Raw genomic sequence first — 15,756 nt, forward strand, 5'->3', positions numbered from 1 at the left:
ACCTACAATTCAATATAAATCCATTTATTTTCTTTCATATTAGCAATGCAATAGCCATTTCCAACTTTGGCAATCCAAATATTAGAATTAACATTAAATTTATCTTTAAACTTAGCTTTATCTACAATTGGAAAAACAAATCCATATAATTGATTGTTATCATTAAATAACATATCAATTGGTTGTTGCGTAATTGGTGCGACATAACGATTGTCATCACTCGGTACTAACGTTTTAGTTACAGAACTATGTTGTTTATGAAGTTGGCTATTAAAATAATCTATGTAATTACTATAATTAGATTTCATAAATGGTGCTAATTTTTTCATACTATGAGATTGGTAAAGTCCTGCTGGATTAAAATAGTCTAGTTTATTTTTGTTAACGATAAACGTTTTATTATCTGAGCTGACTTTATAATTTTTACTATTTTCACCAGTAATCGTTATAACACTATACTTAGGAAGCGTAACACTTTTATCACCGTCCAATGTCACACTGCCATCAAAAGCAATACCATAGGCTAATTTGTCTACATAAGGATCTTTATTTTCATTTTCGATAGCATTACGATTTGTGTTATCAGCGAAAGATATAATACCGCTATTGTTAAAAATCAAAACAGCCATTAATAACATACCAAGTAACGAGGTTGTTACTATTGTCCAAAATCTAATAAGAAATTGTGGAGGCTTAGCATGATTATAACGTTCAATTCGTTTGAAATTATATGTCATTTCTGGAATTCTACTACGACTTTTCTTCCAATCTAAATCATAATTTTTTATTTCTTCTTCATCAGTTAAACTTTGTCTATCTCTTTCATGTTCTTTAAAAACAGGTAGCACTTGTTTTAAAGAACCTTCCATTCTTAATTGTCCATGTGAAAACCATGCAATATAATTACTTACTTGTTCGATTTTGTTAACATCATCATCTATAAATACGATCGTCTGATTATTATCAATATAATCATCAGCCAATTCAAGCGCTCTTTCCATAAATTGCTCTGATAAATAAGTCAAAATATGGTTTAAAATGATAATATTAGACTTAGAAGATCTAGCAATACTCAACACTAATTGTGCGTATTGTTCTTTCGTTAAATCACTCACTTTATACTCTTTTATATCATGCAAATGTGCATAGTGAATAATCTGTTCGGCTTTATGGTCATTAATTTGATAATTAAATAGCTCAACAATTTGCGCAACATAGTTCTCAATTGTTTGATTAATTGCTTTATAATCTTCAATGTAACTGTAAAAAATATCGTCTTTACAAACAACTTTACCTTTATCAGGATTAATGGCTCCTCCAAGGATTTGTCCAACTAATGTTTTAGATGATTCTGGCTCCCCAATAATCCCTAATGCTTCCCCTTGATATATATGAAGAGATACATTATTTAATTCTATATCTTCAGCACCATAACCAAAAGGTAGATACCATCTATGATTTCGTTTATTTCTATAGTAATGCGTTACTTTGAGTAACTTTAATACAATTGAACTTGCCATCTAATTTCATCCTTCTATTATTGTAATAACGCGATTGGTAAACCTTCTTCAGGCTCATTACTATTAAATCTGAAGCCCCACGCAAATATACCCTTTAATCTTTCAACTTTAAAATATTGATTACTACCATCGTTAAGTTTATAAATTTTACCTATTACTATTTTATTACGATCAACTAAATAGCTTTCTGCTACTATTACTTTACTTTGATAGACATCATATTCATTCAATATGCCATTCATTTCTGCTTTTCTCATTTTTTCTCTATATAGTTGAATTTCATGTCGTAATTCTTGTTCTGACATCTCACTCAATTTCTTCTGTTCCATCGACGATACCACTTTCTTCTAATTTAGCTTTAATTTTATCATATTTATAGCCTTTTCTCATAAGTGCTTCAATTGTTTTATGAATTAATTTTTGTTGATCATATTTTTTACGTAGTTTTGTATAAACTTTTTCTAAATCACGTTGTAACAAATCATCTAATACTGCTTCATCTTGTTCGAAATCCATCTCATTTAGTACCTGTTGAATTGTTTCCATGTCAAATCCTTTTTGCATCAAAGACTGCATCACTTTTTGTTTCACTTTAGTGACTGGTCCTTTTTTAGTCTTCATGATTTTATTTGCTATTGCAATGATATCTTCAAGTGGTTGCTGTTCTTTATATAATTCAGTATATTGATCGATAATAGAAGACTCTACACCAACTTGATATAATTTTTGACGATATATCTCTGGACCTTTATCAGTAGTACGAATCATAGTGTTTTTTAAACTTTCCGCATAGTCTACATGATCAATTAATTTTTCTTGATAGCAATAATTGATTACGTCATCAATAGCTTGTTCTGATATTTCTGCTTTTGCTAAATATTGCCTAACTTCTTTAGCAGTTCTTTTTTTATATGATAAATACTGTATTGCTGTATTTAAGCCTTGGCGATAATGATCATATTGTTGTATCTGCTGCATATCAGATGCTTCAAGTTGTTGTCCTTTTTTCAAATTAAACTTGACTAAAGTATCTATATCTATACCCATTTCAAATTGTCCATCTAGATACAAATTAAAACGCTCTTTATTCTTTTTTTGTACTTCTAATTTAGAAATTGTTGGCATCGTCGTACCTCCCATGCGATTATTGTTATTTTAATAAAATTAATTAATAATAAAGTGCCAAAAACCGTTTATAATCATTTTATTTTTAAAATGTATAAGCTTTTCATGTGCAGATTAAAATATATTATCACAGTAATCAACAGTAAATTGTCACTTCGCTTTTAATTAGGCTCTATAAAAAATAGGATTCAACATTTATACATCAACCTAATTTGACAATGAACCGTAATTAACAATATATAAATATGATGCCACACATAACATTATAAATTAGAAATGTGTGGCATCATATGTTAATGATTTAATTGTGACATCGCTTCTTGATATTGAGCATTAGAAATATACGCTTGTTGTTTCATTTTTTCTAAATTCGTACTAATACGTTGTCTAAAATTATTAGACATATCATTAATATCATAAACACTCGGCGCATTAACTTTACTAGCTAAAATAGCACTTTGTAGTACTGTTAAATGTGGCATCATAGTGTTATTTTTGTTAACTGTAGCTCCAAAATAATGATTTGCTGCACTTTCAATCGTATATTGATTGTCACCGAAATATATATTATTTAAATAGAAGCTTAATATTTCATCTTTACTATACTGTTTCTCTACTCGATGTGCTACAAACAATTCTTTTACCTTTCGAGTAAATGAACGACCATTATCATAATAATAATTTTTAACAACTTGTTGAGTGATTGTACTACCACCCTGAACATCATGATCGCTAATAGTGGAAAATAGTGCTCTTGTCGTTCCTTTAATATCGAAACCATGGTGCTTGTAAAATCTTTCATCCTCCATGGAAATAAATGCACCTTTAACATAATCAGGCATATTGTTTGCTGCTACAAAATCACTTTTATTCTCAATTTTCTTTAAATCATCAACGTTATCACGTGACGCAAGAAAATACATGACACCAAAAAATATTGCAATGATAACTAAAATGAAGACAGTAATTTTTAATATAATTTTTTTACTTTTCTTTTTCTTTGGTGGTTTACCAACTGGTTGATAATAAGTATTATAGTGAGGTTCGCGTGTGTTCTGCTCTAAATGTTTTGTAGAGCTTGCGTATCTATCGCTTCTTTTCATGCATTTGCTCCTTCTTCTTTAAACTCACTTGTATAATTTGAGTTTACCAGTAGTCACACAGATAGGCTATACTTTATTGAAAAAATCAGTCCTGGGGTGTACTTAAATTGTGTCCAATTATCATATATTCATCCGAAAGAGGGAGTGAGACAAGCACCCTGGAGACGCGAAACTACAATATGGAGTATTGAATATAAAGAAGCTCAAAGGCGATTCAAAATAAAATCGTCTTTGTACTATTATTTTGTGGATTTTTCTCCCAGGCTCCTGTTATCGATATCAAATTTCTTATCATAACTAAAAATTAGACCATATATTGAACATAAACGCTAACTTCATAGATTTAAGAGGGATGTTTAAAGAACATATTATGGTAATCATTAATAACTCAACATTATTTGTACCATTTATTATTAAAAAAGTAATTGCTAATCACTTTAATTAAATATTTTCACTATGAATCATCATTTTAAATTTTTTTAAAGGTCTTAATAACAGCAACACATCATCGCTAATGTTTATAAAATTGATTGTTATTAACTTCAAATAAATCGAGTAGGAGGATAACCATTATTTGATTATCCGTCCTCTCACACCACCGAGCGTACGGTTCCGTACTCGGCGGTTCAATATCTTGCGTAAGCCGTCTCTGCGAGTTGGGTTAATGGTTCTAACCCCCACTTGTAGAGACGTTTTGTTGTAAGTGCACGATGAACTTCATGCGTTGATGATAAGCGCCAGTATTTCTTTCTTGAATTGGCAATTTTCATTGCACTCTTATGGTCAAGTCCATACTTACGTAACATCTTATATTTGGTTTTTATTCTTTTCCATCTTTTGAGGATTAGTTGTCTAATGCGTCGGTTTAACCATGATTGTAACTTCGTTACAAAACCTGTAATAAATCCTTTACCAAAGTAATTTATCCACCCTCGTGTTACTTGATTAATTTCTGATATAATCTCTTTAAAGGTACCTGGTCTATTTCGTTTCGTTAGACGTCTTAAGGTGCGTTTTAAATTTCTTCTTGCTTCCATAGTCGGTCTGAAACGATAAGTGCCATTTACTTTGGTCATTAGACAACTCAAGAACTTTAAACGTGTGATAGAACCTACCTTGCTCTTTTCACTATTTACAATAAGTTTAAGGTCTTTTTCGATAAACTTTGTCACACTTTCCATGACACGTTGACCCGCTCGTTTTGTACGTACAAAGATGACGAAGTCATCTGCATAACGAACAAAGCGATGACCACGTTTCTCCAATTCATTATCTAATTCGTGAAGATAAATATTACAAAGTAACGGGGAAATAACACCACCTTGCGGTGCACCTATTTCTCTACTTCGATAATTACCATTGAGGTCGATTGCACCAACCTGTAGGCTTCTACGAATAAATTTAGAAATGGCTTTATCTTGAACATGTCGTTCAAATAGATACATTAATTTATCATGGTTCAACATATCAAAGCACTGTTTTAAATCACAATCAACTGCAACTAAGTAACCTTCTTCATAGTATGTTGCACATTCTTTAAGTGCAGTTCCTGTACTACGATTCGGTCTAAAGCCATGACTGTGTTTTGAGAAAGTACGGTCGATACTAGGTTCAATGACTTGTTTAATGGCTTGTTGGATAACTCTGTCTCTTGCGACAGGGATTCCAAGCACGCGCTTTTTCCCATTTGATTTAGGTATTTCAACCTTTCTTACTGCTTGTGGCTTATACGTGCCATCAAGCAGTTTTTGTTTAATTTGTGGAAAGTATTTTGCGAAATGTGATGTTAATTCACTTACTCGCATGCCATCGATGCCAGGTGCACCGTTGTTTTTCTTCACTTTCTTAATTGCTTTTTGTATATTATTCTCTCTTACAACAAGCTCCATCATAGATGGAGACTCACGATACATTTCTTTCATTTCACCTAAGATTTACTGTACGCACTCATATATCCTTTTTCGTTCCACTACTTATCTTTCTATGAGTTGCCAATCATTAATTGTATTCTGTACGTTGTAAATCTCTAACCTCCATTCTTTACTTTGTATGAATATTGTTCAGTCCTTCAGTATTTCTACCTACTATGACCTCTGCTGACTTCTCATCATTCGTTATTACTACGATTTTTTTTATCGCTGATGAGACCTCCCCGGGTAAGAGTAACCACTTTCCACTCATTCCACTGCATCATTTACTATATAGAACTCGGGTAGTATCGGACTTTATCTTGTATTGCAGATTCATCCATTCCACATAGCCTTGTATGATATTTCTGTTCGTCAGTGCGAGTGTTTGCGTCCGACTTCCTTCAGATTCCATTTCACAATGGACACCCTTGTCTTTCGCTAACAGTTCCTACTACCAAGCCTGTAACGGACTTTCACCGTCTAGTAATTACCCATGCCGGGCGCACAATTAAAAGGAAATTAAGCAATGGTTCATTGCCTAACTTCCTTGTTATAACTAACAATAGTGACATAACAATGCGTCAATAATTAAACGCTTAATGCCTTGTTTTCGTTCTTTCAGATTTTATTTGTGTTATTTTTGATATGCTTTTTGTATATTATCTAACTGTTCAATAGTTAAATTGATTCCACCCTCACCGAAAAACCATGTATTACTATCAAAAGGAGTTACATTATGTTGTTTAACTGCTTTTACATTTTTGATTACAGGGTTGTTTAATGCTTGAGGAATTTGTTTTTTATGTTGAGTTGAACTTTTTGTTCTATCAATAACAAATATTTTATCTGGGTTAAGTTTTTCAAGATATTCATTTGAAATGATTGTACCAGATGAATTTGGTTTCATGTTTGAATCAGCATGTTTTATACCTAAATCTTTATTTAAAAAGCCACCGAATCTACCACTATCTGCAAATGCTTTAATACCCTTATCATCTACGTTTAAGAATAATACACGTTCATCGTTAATCGCTTTTTTTGTTTCTTCAACTTTATTATTTAATTTAGTGATTAATTTATCTGTTTGTTGCTCTTTGTTAAAAATTTTGCCAATATTTTTTGTGTTATGCTTTATAGATTGTAAATAATTATCATTATCCGGACTGACAAAGACAATTTTAGCTTTAGGTGCAGCCTTTTTCATTTCATCTAAAGTCTGTGTATGTGCTTGTCTAAAAGAGGCAAATATTAAATCTGGTTTCGTTTTAGCTAATTGATCGTAATCTGGTTTGCCGGGATTACCCAAGTTAGTATATTTCTTATCCTTAAATTCATTTAAACTTTCTGGTAAAAGAGATGATCCTTGACCTTTAGATACTGCAACGATTCTATTTTGTAATTTCAAAGATTTCATAACGTCTAAAGCACCATAATCCATAACTGCAACTCGCTTAGGATTTACAGGAACTTTAGTCATTTCAGTTTTCACCTTTCCTTTATTATGATCTTTATTCTTTTCTTTGAATTCATAAGTCTGCTTTATAGTTACAGTTTTTTGTTTTTCATCCTTTTTGTCATTTGAATTAGTACTACAAGCTGACAACATTACAGTAAGACAAAGAATAACAAATAATACTTTTTTCAATATTTCCCTCTCCTTATCATATAGTAGACCTATTATAAATGATTATCATTCTCAATTACAATAATGTATTTTACTCAATTTGTGTGATTATCACTATTTTCCATAAATTTTTTATGATAAGAAATGGTTACTTCGTTTGAGAGTTTAAACATCCATTTGACCGTTTTTGCCTTAGTTTGGTGACTCAAAGACCTCGACATCAAAATATTTTATACATTTAGTACATTAATTTTTCGAGTCATTAGTCAGTTTACAAATAGCGCGAACAAATAATTACGGACATGAAAAAAGGTTCTCTCCCAAATAACTGATACATAATTATTTTTTATTTAACAGTCCTAAAAATAGAGAACCGAAAAAAAAGGCAACTTCTATCAAACTCAATAGAAATTGCCTTTGTGATTAACCTAGAAACTTAATATACTAGGTTCTTTATATATTAATCTTGTAATTGTTTAACGATTTCTCTATTAAAATCATCTAAATCATCAGGTGTACGGCTTGTCACAATGTTGTTATCAACTACAACTGATTCATCCACTACTTGTGCACCTGCATTTGATAAATCTTTACGTACATTTAATACGGCAGTCAATGTACGTCCGTTTAAATCATCAGTATCAATTAAAATTTGTGGTCCATGGCATATAGCAAACGCTGGAACATCATTTTTAGTAAAGTATTTTGCAAATGTACCATAACGTCCTTCAGCATCGCCACGTAGATGATCTGGAGAAAATCCACCAGGAATTAATAATGCATCGTAATTTTGTGGTTTCGCATCAGCAATACTTACGTCTACATTTACTTTTTCACCATGTTTACCAACGACTTCACTGTTAGCTGTATCACCGATGACTTCTGTTTCAAATCCTGCATTTTCTAATGCTTCTTTTGGACTTGTATATTCTATATCTTCAAATTCATTTGCTAGAATTACTGCTACTTTTTTAGTCATTATAAAATCACCTTTCTTTAAATGATTGCTAATTATAATATAGACAACTTTAATCATGATTAAACATAAATCAATATAAAATAAGGTTGTTCTATTAAAATATGACATTTAACGACTAAATCCACAGCTTAACTTATTTTGATACTTGTTTCACTTTTTCTTCTAATTGATCTAACAATCCAATCCATTCATCTATATCTTCAACACGAACTTCATCAGGATTGACATGGTCAATATCCTCAATAAATTTATTTAAACGCGTTTTAATTTGGTCGATTGTTTGTTGTTCATCCATAAAAAAGTAAGCTCCTTTAATTTTATTTCTCATTATTATCCTAACAGAAATCATGTGTCAGCGATATACTATTATTTAGTATTTAATCTGTTTCTAATTATTGCGACAATTAAAAAATACCTTTTCATAATTTACAAAGTGAGAGATAATTTATATTTGATAATCATAATTTAATACTAAATTAACATTGATAAGTTAATATCACATATTTTCAATAATAGAAAGAAGGAAGTTTTAGACGATGAATAGCGTCAACATAAAGCAACCAATTAGCATTTATAATGACCCCTGGGAAGCATATAATGATATGCAACAATACGACAAATTAACTCTAAGTAATATTGAATTTACAACAACAAATTTATGTAATATGCGTTGTAGTCATTGTGCCGTAGGTTACACATTGCAAACGTCAGATCCCGAACCATTAGATATGGATTTGATATATCGTCGACTAGATGAAATACCTCATTTGCGTACAATGTCAATTACAGGTGGAGAACCAATGTTTTCCAAAAAATCAATTAGAAACGTTGTTAAACCCTTATTAAAATATGCACATGAGCGTGGTATTTATATTCAAATGAATTCCAACTTAACTTTACCTCAAGATAGGTATTTAGATATCGCTGAATATATCGATGTCATGCATATCTCTCATAACTGGGGAACAACTGACGAATTTGCTACTGTTGGATTTGGGGCTATGCAAAAGCAACCTCCACTAAAAGCAAAATTAAAACTGTATGATCAAATGATAGATAATGCGCGTACATTATCTGAACAAGGTATGTTTGTGTCAGCTGAAACCATGCTTAATCAAAGCACATTACCATATCTACAAAAAATTCATCATGAAATCGTTCATGATATGAAATGTAGTCGTCATGAAATTCATCCTATGTATCCAGCTGACTTTGCTAGCCAACTGAATGTGTTATCGTTAGCCGAAATGAAAAAAGCAATTAATGATCTCTTAGATTTTAGAAATGAAGATATTTGGATGTTATTTGGTACATTGCCTGTCTTCCCTTGTATAAACGATGACAATGATCAACAGTTGTTACGTCGCTTAAGAACAGCACGTAATGTAACGACTAGAAATGACCCTGATGGTCGCAGTCGCTTAAACGTAAATGTATTTACAGGTAATGTGATTGTAACGGATTTTGGTGATGAAACTGGTACTATTTCTAATATTAAACAAGATAAATTAACTGATGTATTTGATAAATGGCTCAATAGTAATTTAGCTCAATCACTTAATTGTCACTGTTCGGAATTTAATTGTCTCGGGCCAAATATATTAGTTAAAAATATGTATTATCCAAATATGGATTTTAAAGAAAATGAACGTATGATGCACTCAAAACCACAAATTGTGCAACAATAATACCAACATTTTGAAACAAGCATGAGCCTGGGAAAAAATGTATTTTACACTTAAATTTAAGCATTGGACAGTAACTGCCTGGTTTTCAAAGCGTTGATAAATCACCATTTTGAAAACCTAGTCAGTCTTGCCGGGGTGGGAGGGACCCAACACAAAAAAACTGGTTAGTCAGTTTTTTCAGACAATTCAAGTTGGGCAAGGGACCCGTCATAGAAAAATATAGGGATTACAATTGGTTGCTAACGCAACAATTGCATAGGGACCCAACACAGAGAAACTGTACTTACAGTTTCTACAAACAATGCAGGTTGGGCAAGAGCTACTAAAGATTAAAATCTAAGTAGCTTTAAATGTGCAAGACGGGCATATACGAAATAAATTTTATATAAAATTTACTTCTGTCCCACTCCCCATTCCTACGATTAGTCAAGTACTTATAAATAAAATAAACATTACTAAATTAAACCGTTCAATTTAATTTTTTTTGAATAAGGTGTTAAACTATATTTGATTGTACGTTTGGCTAATGTGGGGACATTTGATAATCGTACAATTTCTGATTCATTACTAAATAATGAATCGTTTTTAACAATCGATTTATACAAGCAACGACGGCAGTCTTATGAGGTTTCTCATTAGGCTGCTTTCTTAGTTTGTAATAATAAGCGACGACATGATTATCATAATGATGTTGACCCTTTATAATATTCATAACCACCCACAACAATAGTCTTCTCGCTTTTTTATTACCACGTTTGTTGATTGTATCTCTACTAGATGTACTACCTGATTGATATCGTTTGATATCAATACCTACAAAAGCATTGAGCTGTTTATGTGATCTGAATCGTGTAATATCACCAATTTCCCCAATAATCATCGCTGCACTTAACTTTCCTATACACAGTTTCAAGAACCCAACATACTACAAACGAATTTTAAAAGGCGAGAGTAAAACTGACTAGTTTTTCATACGGGTTTAAAACCCAAGGGGATGCACAGTCTACTTCTCTCTCTACAACTATAAAAAATAGCTGTGAAAAAATCTGTCGTCATAGATTTCTTCACAGCTAATCTTAGTATGTTTTATTTTTTATCAGTATCAATGATAAAATTAAAAAAGACAGATTGTCAGTATAGATATATTTTATACTGTAACAATCTGTCTTTTCTTATTTTAACTAATCATTAATATGTTGTACTTTAGCTAAATATTCTATCGTTTGCTTACTTTCAATACGTCGTGCCTTCCTTCTTTCAACACGTTGTGGTGCTGTTTCAAAAAACCATTTTTCTACATCATCTTCAGGATATACTCCTGGAACATTTTTGGGTCTATCATTATCGTCTAAAGCTACAAATGTTAGAAAACTTAGCGCTGCAAGTTCTTGTGTATTGTTAAACACATCATCAATACGGATTTGAACTACAACTTCCATTGAACTTGTACCTGCATAAGACACCATAGCAACATATTGTAGAATATCACCTGTCTTAATTGGCTTTAAAAAATCTACAGAATCAGTTGATGCTGTGACAACTTGTGCACCTGCATGTTTCATTGCAGTAATAGCTGCAATTTCATCGATATTTGCCATTAATGTACCACCAAACATAGTATGATGGTGATTCGTATCCTGTGGAAATACTTGTCTATTTTTATAACATTTTGAAGCAGACATAGACTTCATTGGTCTATCATTTTTACTCATATGTTAACTCCCTATTCCCTTTTAAACTCAATAATTTTATGCCCTTATTAAGCTATGTTATTTTTATCATTAAAAATCGGCCCAATTACCATCTTTAAAGACTAATTCTTCTCTACCATCCTCTAAAATACCGTATATATTCAAGTCACTACTACCAATCATAAAATCAACGTGTACATTAGAATCATTCAATCCACTTGCTAATTTTTCTTCAGTCGTCATTTCAGTTCCACCTTTAACATTGAAACCATATGCTGAACCGATTGCCAAATGACATGAGGCATTTTCATCAAATAATGTGTTATAAAAAATAGTATTTTTATTTGATATTGGTGAATCATATGGTACCAAAGCAACTTCACCTAAATATTTAGAACCTTCATCAGTATTAATTAAATCTTTCAATACTTCTTCACCTTGTTGTGCTTGTACACGAATAATTTCTCCATTTTCAAATGTTAATGTGAAACCATCAATAATTGTGCCATTATGACTAAGTGGTAATTTATTAGTAACATAGCCATTTACTCTTAAACGATCTGGTGCTGTAAACACTTCTTCAGTTGGTATATTAGCAATGAATGATGGACCATTATTATTAACATAACTCGTCGCATCTTCCCATATATGACTTTGTGGTAATCCAACTACTAAATCAGTACCTTCTGACACGTAATGTAATGCTTTATAATTTTTTTGTTGTAACTTATTAGAATAGACACTTAGATTTTTAATATGTTGGTGCCAATTTTCAATTGGATCTTGCCCATCAACGCGCACAATTTCAAATACTTCATCGATAAATTTACTATATGCTTCTTCAATAGGTAAATCTGGATAAACACGATGTGCCCATGCTTTAGATGGAAATGCCGCTACCACCCACGGAAATGCATTTTTTTGAACACCTTCCATATATCCTTTATAAGCTCTTGAATATTGTTGTTGTGCAGCTTGTAGTTTGTTACTATCAATACCTTCCATTAAATATGGATCTTCACTGATTAATGCTAAATTAGCTGCTCCTCTTGAAACGTAATCCATTCTCGCATCTACATCATATTGCTTTACATCATTATTCATAAAATATGTTTCAGATTCATTTTCATATTTTAAACGTTTTAAAGTAGGATCGCTATATTCAACACGTACATCCGATGCACCATTTTTGTACGCTTCTGCAACAATTAAATGTGTTAATTCTAATGTTTCAACAGATGATCTAATGAAAACAGGTTGTTCTGGTTGAACATTCAACCCAACTTTTACAAGTAATTCTGCATATTGTTGTAATTTGTGTTGATAATTTGTCATAAAAATTCTCTCCTTAATCCTGACGTAATTGACCTAATGCATCTGCAATTGCAGTCACTTCACTTGGTGATAATCTGTCTCTTGATTGTACAAAATCGTATATTTCAGTTATTTCTTCTTCATTCGCATTTTTATATTTTTCAGGATCTAATAAACCTTGATTAACGATATTTAATTTTTGTCTAATTGCTAGAACTTTATCTTCATTTGTCATTGCCACAATGTTCACCTCTAAATTTAGTTATGTAATCAAAGTATCACAATTTAATAAACTTTGATAGAAATTTATATATTCTACTTTCTTATTGTTTAAAGACACTATAAAATGGGGATATAACTACAGAGTTTGGAGGAATGATGATGATAGATGTAGCTTTTGTTTGTCTTGGTAATATTTGTCGCTCACCAATGGCAGAAGCAATTATGCGACAACGATTACAAGATAGACAAATTAATGATATTAAAGTGCATTCTCGAGGAACAGGTAGTTGGAATCTTGGTGAGCCACCTCATAAAGGAACTCAACAAATTTTAGACCAACACCATATTCCATATAATGGTATGATTAGTGAGTTATTCGAACCAACTGATGATTTTGATTATATTATTGCTATGGATCAAAGTAATGTCGATAATATCAAATCTATCAACCCTAATTTAAAGGGACAATTGTTCAAACTGTTAGAATTTAGTAATATGGAAGAAAGTGATGTGCCTGACCCATACTACACGAATAATTTTGAAGGTGTGTATGACATGGTATTATCATCTTGTGATAACTTAATTGATTACATCGTCAAAGATGCAAATTTGAAAGAGGGGTAAATTATTATGAAAAACAAATTAGTTCCTGGTATATTAATTGGTGCCGTTATCGGTGGTGTTGCAACTTTAGCTGATAAATCTACACGTGATAGTTTAGTACAATCATTTAAAGATGCTAAAAATGGCAACCGTAGTCGTAAACCATCTAAAATAACTAACATTAAAGATGAAGTTTTATACTGGAAAGACGTTGTAGAAGAAATCCGTCGTAACAACCCAGAATTAGAACGTTCTCTTAAAGATGCTAAAGATACATTTGTTAACAGAAAAAATCAACGTTAACATTGGTTTAGCAGTTTGATACTATCTATGGTAATTTAAGCGTTTTTATGCAAGTCGAATACTTTAAATCATATCTTCATTATATTTATGTTTTAAAATTGTTCACTTGTTGCTTGCTTAATACAGCATAGATATAGAAGATGGGGCTGACATGATTCATCATTGTTATAGCCTCTTTCTTTAGGTTTAGAAAATGTATTATTCACTCAAAATAAATATAGTTTATACTTTTCAACAATTGATATATTTTGGTTCTCTCCCAAATTGGACTGATACATAATTATTTTTTATTTATTAGTCCTAAAAAATAGAGAACCTACATTTAATGGTATATTGTGAGATTAAAAAATAGAAAGGTTAAGGACTTATTATGTCAAAAAAAGACGCTACATCTTCCAAATTTCTTAATTCTATTAAGAATGGCCAAGATGATCATAATGACAAAAAAAGTAGTTCATCTAAAATAAAAGTAGATCGTACGTATGTTGAACCTCAACAATTTCAATCTAAGGATACTAAAAAAGATGATCAAGTACTTTTTGTGTCAAGATTAAACAAGCCAGCAAAGTATAAAAAAGATTCAAACTTTTTATCTTATCTAATTTACCGTATTGGTAAAGATGATGCATCAGGGCTTGCTGCTCAAATGACTTATCACTTTGTGTTAGCACTCTTCCCTATGCTTATCTTCCTTTTAACTTTGTTACCATTTTTCAATATTAAACAAAGTCAAATAACTGAGATGCTTAGTAATGCACCTGCAGATACGTCTACGTTAATCAAAGGCGTTATTAACGATGTCACACAAAATTCCAGTGGCGGTCTATTATCAGTCGGTTTGATTTTAGCGATTTGGTCCGCTTCAAATGGAATGACAGCAATTATGAACTCATTTAATGTTGCATATGATGTTGAAGATAGCCGTAATGGTATCGTCTTAAAACTATTGAGTGTTTTATTCACTATTGTTATGGGTGTCGTTTTTGTAGTAGCCTTAGCATTACCAACTTTAGGTTCAGTTATTAGTCATTTCTTATTTGGACCACTAGGACTAGATGATGAAGTAAGATGGATATTTAATTTAATTCGTATTGGTTTACCAATTATCATAATATTTATTGTATTTATTGTGTTATATTCAGTAGCACCTAATGTTAAGACTAAAATTAAATCTGTATTACCTGGTGCTATTTTCACTTCAGTTATATGGTTAGTAGGTTCATTTGGATTTGGTTGGTACATTTCAAATTTTGGTAACTACTCTAAAACATATGGTAGTATTGCCGGAATCATTATATTGTTACTTTGGTTATATATTACAAGCTTTATTATCATTGTTGGTGCTGAGATTAATGCTATTATTCATCAACGTAATGTGATTAAAGGGAAAACACCTGAAGAAGCTGCATTGCAACACGACGATAATAACCAAAATCATTATAATGAAGATACTAAATATCAATATAATAATGATGCTAATAATACGCATAACAAAGAATATCATATTGATAAACATCCAGACGATGAATATCCCGAAGATGATAAAAACATAGCCGAAAAAGTCATAGATAAATTTAAAAAAGATTAACTTCAACTAAAATCGTTGTCTTTTAAATAATGATGAACACTAACTTAAATAAAATTAAATTATATGTTGTATCATTAGTTATTAAT

Annotated in this window: 15 protein-coding genes and 1 pseudogene; 4 read left to right on the plus strand and 12 right to left on the minus strand. The window is 31.3% G+C overall.

What is annotated here, in order from left to right; genetic code table 11:
- Positions 1-2: 2 nt before the first annotated feature.
- From J3R86_RS08470 to J3R86_RS08505, 8 genes are all read right to left on the minus strand, one after another.
- Complete coding sequence (locus tag J3R86_RS08470; protein ID WP_207516923.1) at positions 3-1,520, minus strand: ATP-binding cassette domain-containing protein; 1,518 nt, start codon at positions 1,518-1,520, stop codon at positions 3-5.
- Between the two features lie 17 nt (positions 1,521-1,537).
- Positions 1,538-1,849, minus strand: a complete 312-nt coding sequence (locus tag J3R86_RS08475; RefSeq protein WP_207516924.1) for a YfhH family protein — start codon at positions 1,847-1,849, stop codon at positions 1,538-1,540.
- The gene (gene recX, locus J3R86_RS08480) at positions 1,827-2,645 is read right to left on the minus strand and encodes a recombination regulator RecX (protein ID WP_207516925.1); all 819 of its coding nucleotides are present in this window, start codon (positions 2,643-2,645) and stop codon (positions 1,827-1,829) included. The genes J3R86_RS08475 and recX overlap by 23 nt, the downstream gene beginning before the upstream one ends.
- Before the next feature lie 293 nt (positions 2,646-2,938).
- Positions 2,939-3,748, minus strand: a complete 810-nt coding sequence (gene sgtB / locus J3R86_RS08485) for a glycosyltransferase (RefSeq protein WP_207516926.1) — start codon at positions 3,746-3,748, stop codon at positions 2,939-2,941.
- A 626-nt stretch (positions 3,749-4,374) separates the two neighbouring features.
- Entirely contained in the window at positions 4,375-5,661 is a 1,287-nt protein-coding gene (ltrA, locus tag J3R86_RS08490) for a group II intron reverse transcriptase/maturase (RefSeq protein ID WP_207518488.1), read from the minus strand.
- A gap of 631 nt (positions 5,662-6,292) precedes the next feature.
- Positions 6,293-7,303, minus strand: coding sequence for a siderophore ABC transporter substrate-binding protein (locus J3R86_RS08495; RefSeq protein ID WP_207516927.1), 1,011 nt, complete (start codon positions 7,301-7,303; stop codon positions 6,293-6,295).
- A gap of 439 nt (positions 7,304-7,742) precedes the next feature.
- On the minus strand, positions 7,743-8,261 hold the full coding sequence (locus tag J3R86_RS08500) for a type 1 glutamine amidotransferase domain-containing protein (protein ID WP_207516928.1): 519 nt from the start codon (positions 8,259-8,261) through the stop codon (positions 7,743-7,745).
- A 133-nt stretch (positions 8,262-8,394) separates the two neighbouring features.
- Positions 8,395-8,556, minus strand: a complete 162-nt coding sequence (locus J3R86_RS08505) for an SE1561 family protein (RefSeq protein WP_207516929.1) — start codon at positions 8,554-8,556, stop codon at positions 8,395-8,397.
- Positions 8,557-8,797: 241 nt separating this feature from the next.
- Here J3R86_RS08505 and yfkAB point away from each other — a divergent pair, with 241 nt between their 5' ends.
- Positions 8,798-9,949: a radical SAM/CxCxxxxC motif protein YfkAB gene (gene yfkAB, locus J3R86_RS08510; protein WP_207516930.1), complete on the plus strand. Its 1,152-nt coding sequence runs from the start codon at positions 8,798-8,800 to the stop codon at positions 9,947-9,949.
- A gap of 523 nt (positions 9,950-10,472) precedes the next feature.
- Here yfkAB and J3R86_RS08515 read toward each other — a convergent pair.
- The 4 genes and pseudogenes from J3R86_RS08515 to J3R86_RS08530 all read right to left on the minus strand — a co-directional run.
- Positions 10,473-10,850: pseudogene (locus tag J3R86_RS08515) on the minus strand (transposase); the annotation flags it as partial.
- 280 nt (positions 10,851-11,130) lie between these two features.
- Complete coding sequence (locus tag J3R86_RS08520) at positions 11,131-11,661, minus strand: acyl-CoA thioesterase (RefSeq protein ID WP_207516931.1); 531 nt, start codon at positions 11,659-11,661, stop codon at positions 11,131-11,133.
- Between the two features lie 69 nt (positions 11,662-11,730).
- On the minus strand, positions 11,731-12,975 hold the full coding sequence (locus J3R86_RS08525) for an aminopeptidase (protein WP_207516932.1): 1,245 nt from the start codon (positions 12,973-12,975) through the stop codon (positions 11,731-11,733).
- Positions 12,976-12,988: 13 nt separating this feature from the next.
- Positions 12,989-13,189 (minus strand): DUF1128 family protein, encoded by a 201-nt coding sequence (locus J3R86_RS08530; RefSeq protein ID WP_088177495.1) that lies wholly within the window; start codon positions 13,187-13,189, stop codon positions 12,989-12,991.
- A 146-nt stretch (positions 13,190-13,335) separates the two neighbouring features.
- Between J3R86_RS08530 and J3R86_RS08535 the strand changes: the two genes are divergently transcribed.
- From J3R86_RS08535 to J3R86_RS08545, 3 genes are all read left to right on the plus strand, one after another.
- Positions 13,336-13,800, plus strand: a complete 465-nt coding sequence (locus tag J3R86_RS08535) for a low molecular weight protein-tyrosine-phosphatase (protein WP_207516933.1) — start codon at positions 13,336-13,338, stop codon at positions 13,798-13,800.
- A 6-nt stretch (positions 13,801-13,806) separates the two neighbouring features.
- Entirely contained in the window at positions 13,807-14,082 is a 276-nt protein-coding gene (locus tag J3R86_RS08540; RefSeq protein WP_207516934.1) for a YtxH domain-containing protein, read from the plus strand.
- Positions 14,083-14,452: 370 nt separating this feature from the next.
- Positions 14,453-15,670 carry a YihY/virulence factor BrkB family protein gene (locus tag J3R86_RS08545; protein ID WP_207516935.1) on the plus strand — a complete coding sequence of 406 codons (1,218 nt, stop codon included), beginning with the start codon at positions 14,453-14,455 and terminating at the stop codon, positions 15,668-15,670.
- Positions 15,671-15,756 lie beyond the last annotated feature (86 nt).

The sequence above is a fragment of the Staphylococcus simiae genome (assembly GCF_017357005.1).
GTDB lineage: Bacteria > Bacillota > Bacilli > Staphylococcales > Staphylococcaceae > Staphylococcus > Staphylococcus simiae_A.

Coding starts and splice junctions, on each gene's coding strand:
- J3R86_RS08470 (WP_207516923.1), bottom strand. CDS start 1,520: ATGGCAAGTTCAATTGTATTAAAGTTACTCAAAGTAACGCATTACTAT.
- J3R86_RS08475 (WP_207516924.1), bottom strand. CDS start 1,849: ATGGAACAGAAGAAATTGAGTGAGATGTCAGAACAAGAATTACGACAT.
- recX (WP_207516925.1), bottom strand. CDS start 2,645: ATGCCAACAATTTCTAAATTAGAAGTACAAAAAAAGAATAAAGAGCGT.
- sgtB (WP_207516926.1), bottom strand. CDS start 3,748: ATGAAAAGAAGCGATAGATACGCAAGCTCTACAAAACATTTAGAGCAG.
- ltrA (WP_207518488.1), bottom strand. CDS start 5,661: ATGTATCGTGAGTCTCCATCTATGATGGAGCTTGTTGTAAGAGAGAAT.
- J3R86_RS08500 (WP_207516928.1), bottom strand. CDS start 8,261: ATGACTAAAAAAGTAGCAGTAATTCTAGCAAATGAATTTGAAGATATA.
- J3R86_RS08505 (WP_207516929.1), bottom strand. CDS start 8,556: ATGGATGAACAACAAACAATCGACCAAATTAAAACGCGTTTAAATAAA.
- yfkAB (WP_207516930.1), top strand. CDS start 8,798: ATGAATAGCGTCAACATAAAGCAACCAATTAGCATTTATAATGACCCC.
- J3R86_RS08520 (WP_207516931.1), bottom strand. CDS start 11,661: ATGAGTAAAAATGATAGACCAATGAAGTCTATGTCTGCTTCAAAATGT.
- J3R86_RS08525 (WP_207516932.1), bottom strand. CDS start 12,975: ATGACAAATTATCAACACAAATTACAACAATATGCAGAATTACTTGTA.
- J3R86_RS08530 (WP_088177495.1), bottom strand. CDS start 13,189: ATGACAAATGAAGATAAAGTTCTAGCAATTAGACAAAAATTAAATATC.
- J3R86_RS08535 (WP_207516933.1), top strand. CDS start 13,336: ATGATAGATGTAGCTTTTGTTTGTCTTGGTAATATTTGTCGCTCACCA.
- J3R86_RS08540 (WP_207516934.1), top strand. CDS start 13,807: ATGAAAAACAAATTAGTTCCTGGTATATTAATTGGTGCCGTTATCGGT.
- J3R86_RS08545 (WP_207516935.1), top strand. CDS start 14,453: ATGTCAAAAAAAGACGCTACATCTTCCAAATTTCTTAATTCTATTAAG.